A 14,223-nucleotide genomic window follows, 5' to 3' on the forward strand; every position below is an offset into this window, starting at 1 on the left:
TCCTCGCTCTCTGATCCACAGCTTGGGTTCAACAGTATTGCTGTCGCACCAACGATGTGAAACGGCCAGGAGCTGCCCATGACCACGAACCTGCGACTGCCCGGACGCCCCGAAGAACTCACCCTCCCCGCCCTGCTGGCCCGCAACGCCGCCGAACACCCGGACCTGCCCGCCCTCTCCTGGCGCGAGGGGGACGGCTGGAGGACGCTCACCTGGGGCCAGGTCCGCCACGAGGTCGCCGTACTGGCCGCCGGCTACGCCGCCCTCGGCGTCGAGCGCGGCGAACACGTCCTGCTGATGATGGGCAACCGCCCCGAGCACTGGCTCACCGACCAGGCCCTCGTCCACCTCGGTGCCGTCCCCGTCACCGTCTACGGGACCTCCGCGCCCGAGCAGATCGCCCACATCGCCCGCCACAGCCGGGCCCGGCTGGCCGTCGTCGAAGGCGCCGGCGAACGCGACCGGTGGGCGCCGCTGCTGGACGACCCCGGGATCCCGCTGGAACGCCTCGTCATCGCCGAGGCCGCCGAAACCGGCCCGCACACCTCCCACGACTCCGTGTACGCGAGCGGCGCCCGGCTGCACCGCGCCGACGACTTCGAGAAGGCCTGGCAGGAGACCCGCCCCGGAGACCCCCTCACCGTCGTCTACACCTCCGGCACCACCGGCGACCCCAAGGGCGTCCGCCTGACCCACCGCAACATCCTGCTCCAGTCCGTCCGCCTCGACCGGGGCGTCCGGCTCCCCGAACACGCCGAGCACGTCTGCTACCTGCCCTTCGCGCACATCGCCGAGCGGATCCTCGGCATCTACCTGCCCCTGCTGCGCGCCGCCCACGTCCGCCTCGTCGCCGACCCCACGGCTGTGGCGGCCGCCGTCCGCGAGCTGCGCCCCGTGCAGTTCTTCGGGGTGCCGCGGGTGTGGGAGAAGCTCGCCGCGGGCGTACGCGCGGTCCTGGCGGGCCTGCCGGAGGAGCAGCGGCGCGCCATCGAGGACGCCGGAGACCTGGCCCGGGCCCGGGCCGCCCACCAGGAGCGCGGCGAGGAGGTGCCGGCCGCGCTCGAAGCCTCGTACACGGGGGCGAAGGAGCGGGTCCTGGACCCGCTGCTGCGGCTGGCGGGGCTGGACCGGCTCGTCTGGACGGCCAGCGCCACCGCGCCGATGCCGATCGACGTCGTCCGCTTCTGGGCCGGCTGGGGGATCACCATCATGGACGCCTGGGGGCTGACGGAGACCTCCGGCGTGTGCACCGTCAACAGCAACACCCCCGACGGTTTCCGGCTGGGCTCGGTCGGCCGGCCGATCGAGGGGCTGGAGCTGAAGGTGGCCGGGGACGGGGAGATCCTCACCCGCGGCGCGACCGTCTTCGACGGCTACCTGCGCCCCGACGGGACGGTGGAGAGCGCGGCCGACGCCGACGGCTGGTTCCCGACCGGGGACATCGGACGGCTCGACGAGGACGGCTTCCTGTGGCTGACGGACCGCAAGAAGGAGCTGATCATCACCTCGAACGGCAAGAACGTCTCCCCGGCCCTGGTGGAGAACACCGTCAAGGAACACCCGCTGATCGGCCAGGCCCTGGTCCACGGCGACGGCCGCTCCTACCTGGTCGCCCTGCTGGTCCTGGACCCGGAACTCGCCCCGGCCTGGGCGGCCGCCCGGGGCATCACCGCCGCCTCCCTCGCCGAACTGGCCGACCACCCGGCCGTCCTGGCGGAGACGGCCCGCGCGGTAGCCGCCGCCAACGCCCGCCTCAACCGCACGGAGCAGATCAAGCGCTACCGCCTCCTGGCCGAGGAATGGGGCCCCGCCACGGGAGAACTCACGCCGTCCCTGAAACTCCGCCGCAGGGTGGTCCGGGAGAAGTACGGCCCGCTGATCGAGGGGCTGTACGCGGACTGAGGCGCCCCGCCCCCACCCCCTCGAGGGGGTGGGGGCGGGGCGGTGTCGGCCCACCCGCCTCCCCGTCTGCGGGCCGGTGGGTGGGGGAGCGGCATCCCCTCGGGCGGTCTCGCAGCTGGACGATGGGACTGGCAGGAAACCCCCAAACCAGCCATGAGACCGCCCGGCCGGGACCCGGCGATGAGGGGTCCCGGCCGTCTGCTCATGTCCGTTCCGGCGTGTTCCGCCAGCCCCGGCCCCGACCGGCCCCGCCCGGTGGTTAGCGGCCGATGACCGGGTAGTGGTCGCTCAGGTTGGAGTACGTGTACGACGTGCCCCAGCTGGAGACCGTCCAGGGGGTCGACTCCTCCTTGACCACGTTGTTCTCCCAGCCCGCCGGGCGGGCGTTGCCCTTGCGGTAGAGGACGTAGTCCAGGTCCTCGCGGGGGTCCGTCGGGTAGCGGTAGTTGGCGATCGAGTTCAGTGCCGTGTCGAAGGAGTACGGGTGGCCCGTGCGGGTGTCGGCGCCGGCGAGGTCGGCGTCCGCGAGCATCGAGGCGTACTCCGGGGTGCGGGAGTCCACGTTCATGTCGCCCGCGACGATGACCTGCTCGTTCGCCGGGATGTTCTTGGCGTCGAGGAACGCGTCTATGTTCTTGAACTGGCGGCTGCGCATCTGCGCCGCCTCGCCCGCGCCGCAGCCCGGGTCGGTGGACTGGGCGTGCGTGCCGACCACGTGGACCTTGGTGCCGTTGACGTTCAGGACGACGTACGCGAAGCCCTTGTTGGACCACCAGTCGGCGCCGCAGGCGTCCTTGTAGACGACCTGCTCCTTGCGCAGGATCGGCCACTTGCTGAGGATCGTGACGCCGCCGTCCTCCGGGGTGGTGGTGGAGTAGGAGCCGCCCGTCGCGTCCCAGCCGGTCTTGCTGCGGCCCACCACCGGGGTCTGGTACGGGTACTGCGCGGCGGAGTTGGCCTGGAGGGCGTCGGAGGCACCGTTGTCGAAGGCCTCCTGGAGCACCACCACGTCGTGGCCCTGGAAGAAGGAGGCACGGGGGATCTCGGCGGCCCGGTGGTCCTGGCCCCAGTTCGGGTACAGGTTCTTGCTCATCAGGAACACGTTGTAGGTCAGGACGCTCAGCCGCGGGGTCGCGGTGCCCTCGGCGGCCGTGGCGGCGGGCGCGGTGGTGAGGGCGAGGGCTGCGGCGGCGGTCGCCGCCACGGCCGTGGCGGCGGCGCGGGTGCGGCGGTGCGAGATCTGCGGCATGGGGGTCTCCGTCAGTCCGGTGGATTCCTGCGGGGAAGATCGACGCCGCAATCCAAGCAGCCGCGGTTACCTCTGGGTAACACCTGTGACAAGACTTTCTGTCCGGACCGAGGACTTCTCGCGCTCGCATAATTGGTTCCATGGACGACACGGCCCGCATATCCCCCGAAAGACCCGCCAGGCGCCTCGATCCCGAGCCGCCGCCGCCGGGAGGGGTGCTGTGGACCACCGCCGGGGACATCCGCTCCCTGCTGACCCTGCCCGCCGCCTTCACCATGCAGGTCGCCCACCCGGCCGTCGGAGCCGGCGTCGACCAGTACTCCGTCTTCCGCACCGACCCCTGGGGCCGCGGCGAGCGCTCCCTGCGCTCCGTGATGCTGTGGGTCTACGGCGGGGCGGAGGCCGTCGCCGAGGGGCGCCGGGTGCGCCGCCTGCACAAGGAGATCCGGGGCACGGACACCCGGGGCCGGCGCTACCACTCCCTCGACCCCGCCTGCTACGCCTGGGTGCACGCCACCGGCTTCCCCGTCGCCCTGTACGCGGGGCGCTACCTGTTCCGCCCCATCACCCCCGCCCATGAGCGGCAGCTGTACGCGGAGTGGCTCCGGGTCGGCCGGATCCTGGGGCTGCGCGACCGGGACATGCCGCAGACCGTCGAGGAGTTCTGGCCCTACTACCGGCGGATGCTGGCCGAGGAGATCGAGCCGACCAGGGTCGCCCGCGAGCTGCTCTCCACCGCTGTGGACCTGCCCCGCCCCGAGGTGGGCTCCCGGGCGCTGCGGCTGCTGCTGCGGATCACCTGGCCGGCCCTGCGCGTCGGCTACCTGCGCTTCCGGGCCTTCGTCACCGTCGGCTACATGCCGCCCGACGCCCGGGCCGCCATCGGGCTGGAGTGGACCCCCGCGCAGGAGCGCCGGCTCCGGCGGTTCAGTACGGCCGTACGGCTCCTCGTACCGGTGCTGCCGGAGCGGCTGCGCTACCTGCCGAGGGCCCGCGCCGCGCGGGCGCGGTGGCGCGCCGGCACCCGCTGAGGGGTGCCGGCGCGTGGATCAGTGGTCGTGGACCGTGTTCGTCGCGGCGATCTTCTTCCAGGACTTGGGCTCCGTGGCCGGCTTGGCCGGGGACTGGAGGGTGCGGGCACCGGACTTGGCGGCCGGTGCCGAGAAGGCCGGCTTGCCCGGGGTGTACAGCCAGGTCTCGAAGAGCTGGGCGAGGGGCTTGTTCGAGATCTTCTCCGCGTACCGGACGAAGTCCCCGACCTTGGCGTTGCCGTAGGCCCGCTCGGTCGGCCAGCCCTTGAGGATCTTGAAGAACTTCTCGTCGCCGACCTCGTTGCGCAGCGCCTGGATCGCGATCGCGCCGCGGTCGTACACGGCCCCGTGGAACTGGTTGTCCGGGCCCGGGTCGCCCGGCTTGACCTGCCAGAACGGGTCCTCGGCCGGGCGGGAGGAGTACGCCCAGTCGGCGAGCTCCTGCGCGGTGCCCTCGCCCTCCTTCTCCGACCAGAGCCACTGGCTGTAACGGGCGAAGCCCTCGTTGACCCAGATGTCCTTCCAGTTGTCGACGGACACGCTGTCGCCGTACCACTGGTGGGCCAGTTCGTGGACGACGACGGAGACGTTGGCGCCGTTCGCGAACTGGCGCGGGCTGTAGAAGGGCCGCGTCTGGGTCTCCAGCGCGAAGCCGCTGGGGACGTTCGGGACGTAGCCGCCCAGCGCGTTGAAGGGGTACGGGCCGTAGACCCCCTCCAGCCACTCGGCGACCTCGCCGGTGCGCTCGATGCTCGCGCGGGCCGCGCCGGCGTTGTCGCCGAGGTCCTTGCTGTACGCGTTGAGGATCGGCAGGCCGTTCGCCGTCTTGTCGGTGGTGATGTCGAACTTGCCGACGGCCAGGGTGGCCAGGTAGGTGGCCTGGGGCTTGTTGGAGCGCCAGTTGTAGCGGGTCCAGCCGAGCTTGGAGGACTGTGACTGGAGCACGCCGTTGCTGATGGCCTGGGTGCCGTCCGGGACGTTGACGGACACGTCGAAGGTGGCCTTGTCGAGGGGGTGGTCGTTGCTCGGGAACCACCACGCCGCCGCGTCCGGCTCCTGCGCCGCCACGCCGCCGTCCGGGGTCCGCTGCCAGGCGGACCAGCCGTCGACCTTGAACTCGGAGGGCTTGCCCGCGTACTTGACGACGACCGTGGCCTGACGGTCCTTCTGGAGCGGCTGTACCGGGGTGACTTCGAGTTCGTGCGCGCCCGAGGTCGCGAACTTCGCCTTGGTCCCGTTGACCCGGACCTCGCTGACCTTGAGACCGAAGTCGAGGTTGAAGCGGGACAGGTCCTGCTTGGCGGTGGCCAGCAGGGTGGCCGTTCCCTCCAGCAGGTCCGTCTTCGGCTGGTACTGCAGGCGCAGGTCGTAGTGGGAGACGTCATAGCCGCCGTTGCCGCTGGCCGGGTAGTAGGTGTCGCCGATACCCGGGGCGCCGGGCCCCGCGCTGGCCGCCGACGCCGGGATCACCAGCAGGAGTGAGGCGGCCAGGACGCTCGGGGCGATGACTTTGCGGTGCACGAAGAGCTCCAAGGGGTAGGGGAGACAGATCGGTTCAAGGTCTCGTCGTTCGACCGTATTCACCCGTGGCGCCTCAGGTCATGTCCATGGCTCCTGCTGTCACACGATCGCCATTCGGCCGTCATGAACCAGCGCCGGGCCGGAGGTGGCGGCGATGTGGCTGACCTGCGCATTCCTGCCCGAATGCGGCGCCGGGCAGGCCGCATCCCCGGTTGGGCCGACTGCACGCGCGTGTTGACCGTGCGTCAGGTGAGGGGCGGTATTCGGACACACGTGCGCCGCCGGCCCCGTGGACGGGGCGGCTTCCGTGCCGCGGCAGGGCGATTTCCGGTCACCCGGGCGGTGCTGGGGTGCCGGGGGTTCGCGCGGTGCAGAGTGGCCCGATAGGTGCCCTTGCGTGATGCGGCGGGCTCATGCCCTGCCGGTCGGCTCGTCGAGGGTCGGCTGGGAAGGGCCCGCCTGGTCGGCTGCGGCAACGTCGTGGGCGCAAGCACATGCGTGCGGACCTGACCGTCGCAGCGGTCAGGTCCGCACTGGATGCCGGCAGGGGGCGGCGGCTCGATGGGCCGGTTCGGCTCCGGTTACGGCCGGCGCACCTCACTGCCGGCCCGGCTCAGAACTTCAGGTGCCCCCAGACCCAGCCGTTGCCACCGGGGACGTTGTCTCCGGCGACCTGGCACCAGGATTCCGGCGCGCAGCTCCCCACGAGTTCGACTTGTTGATTCATGCGCAGGAGGCCGATCACGCGCCCGGCACCGTCCGGCTCGTTCTTGACGTTGTAGACGTCTACGTCCTCGGTCACCGTTGCCATGGGCTTCTGCTGTTGGGGAGGATTCTGTGGTGGCGGAGGATTCTGCTGTGGCGGTTTGTACACGCAGGACATCTTCTCGTTGGAGCGCCAGGTGTTGGTGGTGTTCAGATTGTTCCTGGTGGTGCCGCTCGCGAAGCCATCGTCGCCCACGTGGCCCGTGTAGGTGTTCGAGAGGCCTTTGCCCGGGCCTTGATCCCAGTGTGCGGTGAAGTTGATGCTGCGCCCGGTCATTCCGCCGTAGACAGTGCCGAACGTCCCCACTGTTTTGCCGACTATGAGGTACATGGCCTTCCCCGGTCCGACAGAACGTCGCGGCGAGCCGGACACGGGAACCTGCACGGTAATACCGTTGTTCTGCGTGAGTTGGAGAATCACCGGGAACTCGTACTCGCAGGGGGCTGCCAGTGGGAGTGTCGGGCGTGTCTGGGCGGGTGCCGGTGCCGGTGCCGTGAAGAGCCCAGCTACGCCCATTGCCGTTGCGGCGGCGAACAACGTTCTCCGCCTGGAATTGATCGGCATGGTTGTCCCTCCATTTCATAACGACCGGCGTTGGCTCCGGCTCTTCGCGCCGGCCGCGCCGTATTCCGTTGGCCGCTCTAAGGGGCTGACTCCTCCTCGGCGGAGCGGGCCTTCTCCAGGAGAACCTTGAAGGGGGTCTGGTCCATGGAGCCGCGCACCTTCGAGAGCCCGTACTTTTCGATGATCGGTTTGTTGTAATGGGGGTCGTTGGGGTCAAAGACGAGCGTGTGTCCCGGCGGGGATATGGCCACATCTATGCGCGACCGGTCGCCACTGGGTACCCGCCATACGGTGATGCGCTGTGGCCCCCGGGCGATGTTGAGGATCTCACTGCTGTTCGAGATGCTGGATTCGTTCCTGTGCTTTGCGTTTCTAGGCTCGTTGCGGCGCCACTTGCCTTCCCTCTCAAGCGTCTTCATGGTCGCCCGGGATTGTTCGTACTCGGTACCCAGGGTCATTCTGTCCCGCCTGATCACGTACACCTCGCTCTGAGCCTGGACCATCTCGTAATCGGCCTTGTTGGGATCCTGGATCTCAACGACCGCATCCTGGGATATTTCTTCCCCCGGATTCAGTTCGCGGCCCGCCGGCGCGACGAATTCGCCATCGTAGAGCAATTTTCTGGGAGAAAGCCTGTCGTTGGGCATGCTGTTCGCGGCTCCGCCGTGGATCCAGTAGATGCTGCCGAGGACGTAGACCGGAACACGACCTTCATTCCTCACGTACAGGTGGACCGTCACGTACATCGCCGCCTCGCGGTCGACCAGGCTTGACTCCCTGAACTCGGCCCCACTCGTGATCAGCGGGGCTGTCGCGTGGGGGACATAGATCTGTGCGTATGCCAGGTTGACGCAGGCGATCAGGGTGGGGACGATCGCCCCGATCGCGATGCGCCGGGGATGCAGGAGGCCCTTCCACGCCCGGGATTTGATGAGCTCGGTCCCGGCCACTACGGATCCGACGAGGAACGATATTGCAATCACGGACCAGCCGGTGAAACGCTCGCCGATCTGCAGCACGAGGAGCGAGGCGCTGCAGAGGAAGACGATTGTCACTCCGGCCAGGACGAACGCACCCGAATAACGCCTCTCCCGGTGGTGCCAGTAATCGAGAGCTGCCAGCGCGGCGGCGAACGCCACCAGGGCGGTGGCCAGCACGGAATAGCCTGCGAGTCGCCCGCCGAAGGTCAGGGCGTTGGTGCTGTCCTGCCAGCCGATCCAGCCGAGCAGCGCTGCGGTCAGGAGGAGGCCGATGAACATCAGGGCGCCGACCGTTCGCCGCTGCACCGTGCGGTCCGGCCAGACGGTGCTGTCTCCGCCGAGCCAATGGACGGGGTGCTCGGAATGCAGCCCGGCGCGGTGCAACAGCTCGCGGAGTTCCTCGGGGGACCGCACCTTGCCCGCGGACTTGCCGTTGATCGTGACCTTTCGCCAGCCGAGTTCATCAGGCGGCTTTACAGTCACCTCGGGCGGGTTCGCCATGACACCAGCTTGCCGCCCGTCCGCCGGGGGCGCCCCCGGAGCGGCGCGCACCCATCGGAGTGCCGCCGAGGGGATTCGGGGTGAAGCTGGACATGGGGGTTGTTTTCCTCGTCCTCACAGGAGTTCCCATGCGTACCCGACTCCTCGGTTTCGTCGCCGCTGCGGTTCTGGCCGTGCTCGGCGCCTGGGGCCCGGCCGCGGCCGCGCACGCCGCCGCACCTGCCATCGACGCGCCGGCGTGTGTGGCCCACGGCGGAACGGTGGAGTACGACTCCACCGCCGGTCTGTGGATCTGCGTGGACGGCAAGTACGACGGCGAATCCATCAACTGACCGCGGTGCCGGCCATCGGACGCGGCCGGCGCCTTCCCGCGCGACCTCTTCGGAAAGGGCTGAGGGGCTCCCGCGGACCACGGGCGGCACCTGCCACAATTGACAGCCTTCCACGCAAACGCACGAAGGCAGGCGGGACCGCACAGTGACGATGTCCATCGAAGGCAGGATCGCCGAGGAGCTCGGCGTACGGGAACGGCAGGTCAAGGCCGCCGTCGAGCTGCTCGACGGCGGCTCCACCGTGCCGTTCATCGCTCGCTACCGCAAGGAAGCGACCGAGATGCTCGACGACGCCCAGCTGCGCACCCTGGAGGAGCGGCTGCGGTACCTGCGCGAGCTGGAGGACCGCCGCGCCGCGATCCTCGACTCCGTACGCGAACAGGGCAAGCTCGACGCGGAGCTGGAGGCCCGGATCGCCGCGGCCGACACCAAGGCCCGGCTGGAGGACATCTACCTCCCCTTCAAGCCCAAGCGCCGCACCAAGGCCCAGATCGCCCGCGAGGCCGGTCTGGAGCCCCTCGCCGAAGGCCTGCTCACCGACCCCTCCGTCGAACCCGAGGCCGCCGCGGCCGCGTTCGTCGACGCGGGCAAGGGCGTCGCCGACCCGGCCGCCGCCCTGGAGGGCGCCCGCGCCATCCTCACCGAGAAGTTCGCCGAGGACGCCGACCTGATCGGCGACCTCCGCGAGCGCATGTGGAGCCGCGGCCGGCTCGCCGCGAAGGTCCGCGAGGGCAAGGAGGAGGCGGGCGCCAAGTTCTCCGACTACTTCGACTTCGCCGAGCCCTTCACCGCCCTCCCCTCGCACCGCGTCCTCGCCATGCTGCGCGGCGAGAAGGAGGACGTCCTCTCCCTGGACCTGGAGCCCGAGGAGCCCTCCGACGTTCCCGGGCCGTCCACGTACGAGGGCGTCATCGCCCGCCGCTTCGGCATCGCCGACCGCGGCCGCCCCGCCGACAAGTGGCTCGCCGACACCGTCCGCTGGTCCTGGCGCACCAAGATCCAGGTGCACCTCGGCATCGACGTGCGGACCAGGCTGCGCGCCGCCGCCGAGGACGAGGCCGTACGGGTCTTCGCCGCCAACCTGCGCGACCTGCTGCTCGCCGCCCCCGCCGGCACCCGGGCCACGCTCGGCCTGGACCCGGGCTTCCGCACCGGCGTCAAGGTGGCCGTCGTCGACGCGACCGGCAAGGTCGTCGCCACGGAGGTGATCCACCCGCACGTCCCGGCCAACAGGTGGGACGAGTCCGTCGCCAAGCTCGCCCGCCTCGCGAAGGAGCACGCCGTCGAGCTGGTCGCCATCGGCAACGGCACCGCCTCCCGCGAGACCGACAAGCTCGCCGGGGACCTCATCACCCGCCACCCCGAGCTGAAGCTCACCAAGGTGATGGTCTCGGAGGCCGGCGCTTCCGTGTACTCCGCCTCGGCCTTCGCCTCGCAGGAACTCCCGGACATGGACGTGTCCCTGCGCGGCGCGGTGTCGATCGCCCGCCGCCTCCAGGACCCCCTGGCCGAACTGGTCAAGATCGACCCGAAGTCCATCGGCGTGGGCCAGTACCAGCACGACCTGTCCGAGGTGAAGCTGTCCCGCTCGCTCGACGCGGTGGTCGAGGACTGCGTGAACGGCGTCGGCGTCGACGTCAACACCGCCTCCGCCCCGCTGCTCTCCCGGGTGTCGGGCATCAGCGGCACCCTCGCCGAGAACATCGTCGCCCACCGCGACGCCAACGGCCCCTTCCGCAGCCGCAAGGGCCTCAAGGACGTGGCACGGCTGGGCCCGAAGGCGTACGAGCAGTGCGCCGGCTTCCTGCGGATCCGCGGCGGGGACGACCCGCTGGACTTCTCCAGCGTGCACCCCGAGGCCTACCCCGTGGTCCGGGCCATGGGCAAGGCGGCGGGCGCCGAGGTGGCGGCGCTGATCGGCAACACCTCCGTGCTGGGCTCGCTGCGGCCCGAGCAGTTCGTCACCGAGGCCTTCGGCCTGCCCACCGTCACCGACATCCTGCGCGAGCTGGAGAAGCCCGGCCGCGACCCGCGCCCCGCCTTCAAGACGGCCACCTTCAAGGAGGGCGTCGAGAAGATCGGCGACCTGGCGCCCGGCATGATCCTGGAAGGGGTGGTCACCAACGTGGCCGCCTTCGGCGCCTTCATCGACATCGGCGTCCACCAGGACGGACTCGCGCACGTGTCGGCCCTGTCGAAGACCTTCGTCAAGGACCCCCGCGACGTGGTGAAGCCGGGTGACATCGTCCGGGTCAAGGTCATGGAAGTGGACATCCCGCGCAAGCGGATCTCGCTCACCCTGCGGCTGGAGGACGAGGCGGGCGCCGAGCGCGGCGCCGGAGCACCCCGGCAGCGGGACGAGCGCCAGGGCGACCGCCGGGGCGGCGGCGGGCGGCCCCCGCAGCAGCGCGGCGGCCAGGGCCAGGGCCAGCGCGGCGGCGACGGCCGGCGGCAGGGCGGTCAGGGCGGGCAGGGCGGTCAGGGCGCCAAGGGCGGCGGAGGGCAGCGCTCCGGCGCCCCGGCCCCCGCCAACAGCGCCATGGCCGACGCCCTGCGCCGGGCCGGCCTGACCGGACCCGAGAAGGGCCGGGGCCGCCGATAGCCCCGGTCCGGGACGCCCTCCGGCAGGAGTGGCCGGATAGCCACCCCGCCAGGGGAAACTCCTTGCCAACTCCCCAGGATGATCGGTAGGGATGGTGGAACGCCCGTTCGCCTGTTCGCCCGTGCGGACGGGCGTTCCCCTTTTCCCCTCCGGGACCGCACTCCCGAGGCCGTCCCAAGGCACAGGACGCCATGCCGATGCCCACCCCCCACGCCTACCGACGCTGCCCGAGAAAGGGGTCGAAGAGGGAACACCTGCCCCATCGGGATCTCAGCCTGCGCAGACGGTGCGAGACGATTCTCGGTCATCTGGACCTGACGACCCCGTTCTCCCTGGAAGACCTCTGCACGCACATGGCCGACCGGCGCGGCCGCCCCATCCGGCTCCACCCGCTGCCCAGGGAGGCCGCCGAATCCGGCGTCTGCGGGCTGTGGGTCGGCACCGAGACCGTGGACTACGTCTTCTACGAGGCCCACACCACCCCCCTGCACCGGGAGCACATCGTGCTCCACGAGCTCGGGCACATCCTCTTCGGCCACCACTCCCTCGAAGGGCAGGAGACGGCCGGCCGGGCCCCCGTCGTCCGCGGCCGCACGAACTACACCACCCGGCAGGAGCAGGAGGCGGAACTGCTCGCGAGCATGATCCGCATCCGCACCTCCACCACCGGCCACCCCCGCCGCGACGCCGCCCCCCGAGGAGCCCTGGCCCGGCTGGAATCCGCCATGGGATACGTACGGGGCCACCGCGATGGCAGCTGAACTCGCCGCCGCCGGCGACTGGCTCGCCGTCCCCAGCGTGGTCTGCCTGTGGATCGCCGTCCTGATCCGCGCCCCCGGCGCCCTGCGCTCCCCGGAACAGCGCGGACTGTGGCTGGCCGTCGCCACCGCGGCCGCCGCGATGACCCTGAACCTGCCCGCCGTCGTCACGTACGCCATGAGCCGCGAGCCCTCGTACGCCCACACGGTCGGCCTCGTCCGCAACCTCATCGGCGTCCTGTCGGCGGGCGCCGTGCTCTACTTCGTCGCCGCAGCCACTCGCGGACGCAGGCTCCAACTCGCCTCCTGGGCGGGCACGGTGCTCTGGTTCGCCGTCCTCCTCACCCTGGACGCCGCCGCCCCCGAGCACGGCACGCACACCATCCAGCCCGCCGGGCAGCCCGTGCCCTCCCTCGCGTACTGGCTCGTGCTGATCTCCGCCCACCTGATCGCCAACACCGTCTGCGTCTTCGTCTGCTGGCGCTACGGCCGCCGCTCGGAAAGCCGCGCCCTCGCCCTGGGACTGCGGCTGTTCGGCCTCGGCACCGCGCTGGCCTGGGCGTTCTGGTTCGCGTACCTGCTCAAGGCCCTCTTCGGCAGCACCTGGGCACTGCCCGCCCTGCCGCTGATGATGAACCTGCACGGCCTGCTGCGCGCCGCCGCGATCCTCGTGCCCACCCTGTTCACGCTGCGCCGCACCCTCGCCGACACCACCACCGCCTGGCGGCTGTGGCCGCTGTGGCGCGACCTGGTCCAGGCCGTCCCGTACGTGGTCCTCACCGAACCCCGGACCGGGCGGCTGCTGGAACTGCTCTGGCCGCCCGTGCCGCGCAACCTGCTCGTCTACCGCAAGGTCATCGAGACCCGCGACGCGATCCTGATCCTGGGGGAGTACGTCACCCCGGGCGTCCCGGAGCTCGCCCGCGGCCATGTCGCCGGTACCGGCGTCCCCGAGCAGCGGCGCACCGCCGCCGCGCTGGCCTGCGTACTGAAGGAGGCCCGGCGGGTGAAGCTCGCCGGACTGCCCGGGCAGCCGCCGCAGGCCCCCGCCCCCCTGGACCTCCCGGCCGTGATGCAGACCTCCGCCGAGAGCGGGGACCTGGAGGACGAGGCCAGGTTCCTGGTGGACGTCGCCCAGGCCTACGCCTCGCCCGCGGCCGCCGCCTTCGCCCCCGCCACCCGAACCGCCTGAACGCCAGGAAGCGAGCCGACGTGCCCACCACCGTACTGATCACCGGGGCCAGCGCCGGCCTCGGCGCCGCCTTCGCGCGGGCCTTCGCCGCCAAGGGCTGCGACCTGGTCCTCGTAGCCCGGGACAAGGACCGCCTGGAGGCCCTGGCCGCCGAACTCGCCGGGAACGGCAGCACCTGCGAGGTGCTGCCCGCCGACCTGCTCGACCCCGCCGACCTCGCCGCCGTCGCCGGCCGGCTCGCCGACACCGCGCGCCCCGTTGACGTCCTCGTCAACAACGCGGGGTTCGGCCTGTCCGCGCCCTACCCGTACAACCCGGTGGAGGACGAGGAGCGGATGCTCGACCTCCTCGTGAAGGTCCCGCTCCGGCTCACCCACGCGCTCCTGCCGGGCCTGCGCGAACGCCGCCGGGGCGCCGTGCTCAACGTCTCCTCCGTGGCCGGCCTGCTCCCGACCGGCACGTACGGGGCGGCGAAGGCCTGGATCACCGCCTTCAGCGAATCCCTCCGGGTCGACATGGAGCCCTACGGGGTCCGCGTGCTGGCCGTCGTCCCCGGATTCACCCGCACCGAGTTCCAGGAACGCGCCGGCATGGACGTCAGCGCCCTGCGCGACGCGGTGTGGCTGGAGCCCGAGGCCGTGGTGGCCAAGGCCCTGCGCGACCTCGCCCGCCGCCGCCCGATCAGCGTCACGGGCCGCCATTACCAGGCGTACGCCTTCGCGGTCCGGCACCTGCCGCGTGCCTTCGTGGCCCGCAGGATGGCCCGCGACCGGCGCCCCCCGGCCGGCCTGCCGGACTGACCCGGCCGGTTTGCGGGGCCGCCGT

Annotated in this window: 11 protein-coding genes; 7 read left to right on the forward strand and 4 right to left on the reverse strand. The window is 71.1% G+C overall.

What is annotated here, in order from left to right; translation table 11 throughout:
* Positions 1–78 precede the first annotated feature (78 nt).
* On the forward strand, positions 79–1,902 hold the full coding sequence (locus ACZ518_RS25180; RefSeq protein ID WP_469115254.1) for an AMP-dependent synthetase/ligase: 1,824 nt from the start codon (positions 79–81) through the stop codon (positions 1,900–1,902).
* Between the two features lie 259 nt (positions 1,903–2,161).
* Here ACZ518_RS25180 and sph read toward each other — a convergent pair whose 3' ends face one another.
* The gene (gene sph / locus ACZ518_RS25185) at positions 2,162–3,151 is read right to left on the reverse strand and encodes a sphingomyelin phosphodiesterase (protein WP_469115255.1); all 990 of its coding nucleotides are present in this window, start codon (positions 3,149–3,151) and stop codon (positions 2,162–2,164) included.
* 140 nt (positions 3,152–3,291) lie between these two features.
* Here sph and ACZ518_RS25190 point away from each other — a divergent pair, with 140 nt between their 5' ends.
* The gene (locus ACZ518_RS25190) at positions 3,292–4,182 is read left to right on the forward strand and encodes an oxygenase MpaB family protein (RefSeq protein WP_469115256.1); all 891 of its coding nucleotides are present in this window, start codon (positions 3,292–3,294) and stop codon (positions 4,180–4,182) included.
* Between the two features lie 18 nt (positions 4,183–4,200).
* Here ACZ518_RS25190 and ACZ518_RS25195 read toward each other — a convergent pair whose 3' ends face one another.
* From ACZ518_RS25195 to ACZ518_RS25205, 3 genes are all read right to left on the reverse strand, one after another.
* Entirely contained in the window at positions 4,201–5,703 is a 1,503-nt protein-coding gene (locus ACZ518_RS25195; protein WP_469115257.1) for a M1 family metallopeptidase, read from the reverse strand.
* A 613-nt stretch (positions 5,704–6,316) separates the two neighbouring features.
* Entirely contained in the window at positions 6,317–7,033 is a 717-nt protein-coding gene (locus ACZ518_RS25200) for an SH3 domain-containing protein (RefSeq protein ID WP_469115258.1), read from the reverse strand.
* A 77-nt stretch (positions 7,034–7,110) separates the two neighbouring features.
* On the reverse strand, positions 7,111–8,514 hold the full coding sequence (locus tag ACZ518_RS25205) for a hypothetical protein (RefSeq protein ID WP_469115259.1): 1,404 nt from the start codon (positions 8,512–8,514) through the stop codon (positions 7,111–7,113).
* 128 nt (positions 8,515–8,642) lie between these two features.
* Between ACZ518_RS25205 and ACZ518_RS25210 the strand changes: the two genes are divergently transcribed.
* From ACZ518_RS25210 to ACZ518_RS25230, 5 genes are all read left to right on the forward strand, one after another.
* Positions 8,643–8,846 carry a hypothetical protein gene (locus tag ACZ518_RS25210; protein WP_469115260.1) on the forward strand — a complete coding sequence of 68 codons (204 nt, stop codon included), beginning with the start codon at positions 8,643–8,645 and terminating at the stop codon, positions 8,844–8,846.
* A 145-nt stretch (positions 8,847–8,991) separates the two neighbouring features.
* Positions 8,992–11,448, forward strand: coding sequence for a Tex family protein (locus tag ACZ518_RS25215; RefSeq protein ID WP_469115261.1), 2,457 nt, complete (start codon positions 8,992–8,994; stop codon positions 11,446–11,448).
* Positions 11,449–11,801: 353 nt separating this feature from the next.
* Complete coding sequence (locus tag ACZ518_RS25220) at positions 11,802–12,209, forward strand: hypothetical protein (protein WP_469115262.1); 408 nt, start codon at positions 11,802–11,804, stop codon at positions 12,207–12,209.
* Positions 12,199–13,398 carry an MAB_1171c family putative transporter gene (locus tag ACZ518_RS25225; protein WP_469115263.1) on the forward strand — a complete coding sequence of 400 codons (1,200 nt, stop codon included), beginning with the start codon at positions 12,199–12,201 and terminating at the stop codon, positions 13,396–13,398. Before ACZ518_RS25220 ends, ACZ518_RS25225 begins: the two co-directional genes overlap by 11 nt.
* A 20-nt stretch (positions 13,399–13,418) precedes the next feature.
* Positions 13,419–14,198, forward strand: a complete 780-nt coding sequence (locus ACZ518_RS25230) for an SDR family NAD(P)-dependent oxidoreductase (protein ID WP_469115264.1) — start codon at positions 13,419–13,421, stop codon at positions 14,196–14,198.
* Positions 14,199–14,223 lie beyond the last annotated feature (25 nt).

This window comes from Streptomyces sp. NPDC033966 (assembly GCF_055575955.1).

What these genes read in the sequence shown, in the direction of transcription:
- ACZ518_RS25180 (WP_469115254.1), top strand. Translation starts at nt 79, where the DNA reads ATGACCACGAACCTGCGACTGCCCGGACGCCCCGAAGAACTCACCCTC.
- sph (WP_469115255.1), bottom strand. Translation starts at nt 3,151, where the DNA reads ATGCCGCAGATCTCGCACCGCCGCACCCGCGCCGCCGCCACGGCCGTG.
- ACZ518_RS25190 (WP_469115256.1), top strand. Translation starts at nt 3,292, where the DNA reads ATGGACGACACGGCCCGCATATCCCCCGAAAGACCCGCCAGGCGCCTC.
- ACZ518_RS25200 (WP_469115258.1), bottom strand. Translation starts at nt 7,033, where the DNA reads ATGCCGATCAATTCCAGGCGGAGAACGTTGTTCGCCGCCGCAACGGCA.
- ACZ518_RS25205 (WP_469115259.1), bottom strand. Translation starts at nt 8,514, where the DNA reads ATGGCGAACCCGCCCGAGGTGACTGTAAAGCCGCCTGATGAACTCGGC.
- ACZ518_RS25210 (WP_469115260.1), top strand. Translation starts at nt 8,643, where the DNA reads ATGCGTACCCGACTCCTCGGTTTCGTCGCCGCTGCGGTTCTGGCCGTG.
- ACZ518_RS25220 (WP_469115262.1), top strand. Translation starts at nt 11,802, where the DNA reads ATGGCCGACCGGCGCGGCCGCCCCATCCGGCTCCACCCGCTGCCCAGG.
- ACZ518_RS25225 (WP_469115263.1), top strand. Translation starts at nt 12,199, where the DNA reads ATGGCAGCTGAACTCGCCGCCGCCGGCGACTGGCTCGCCGTCCCCAGC.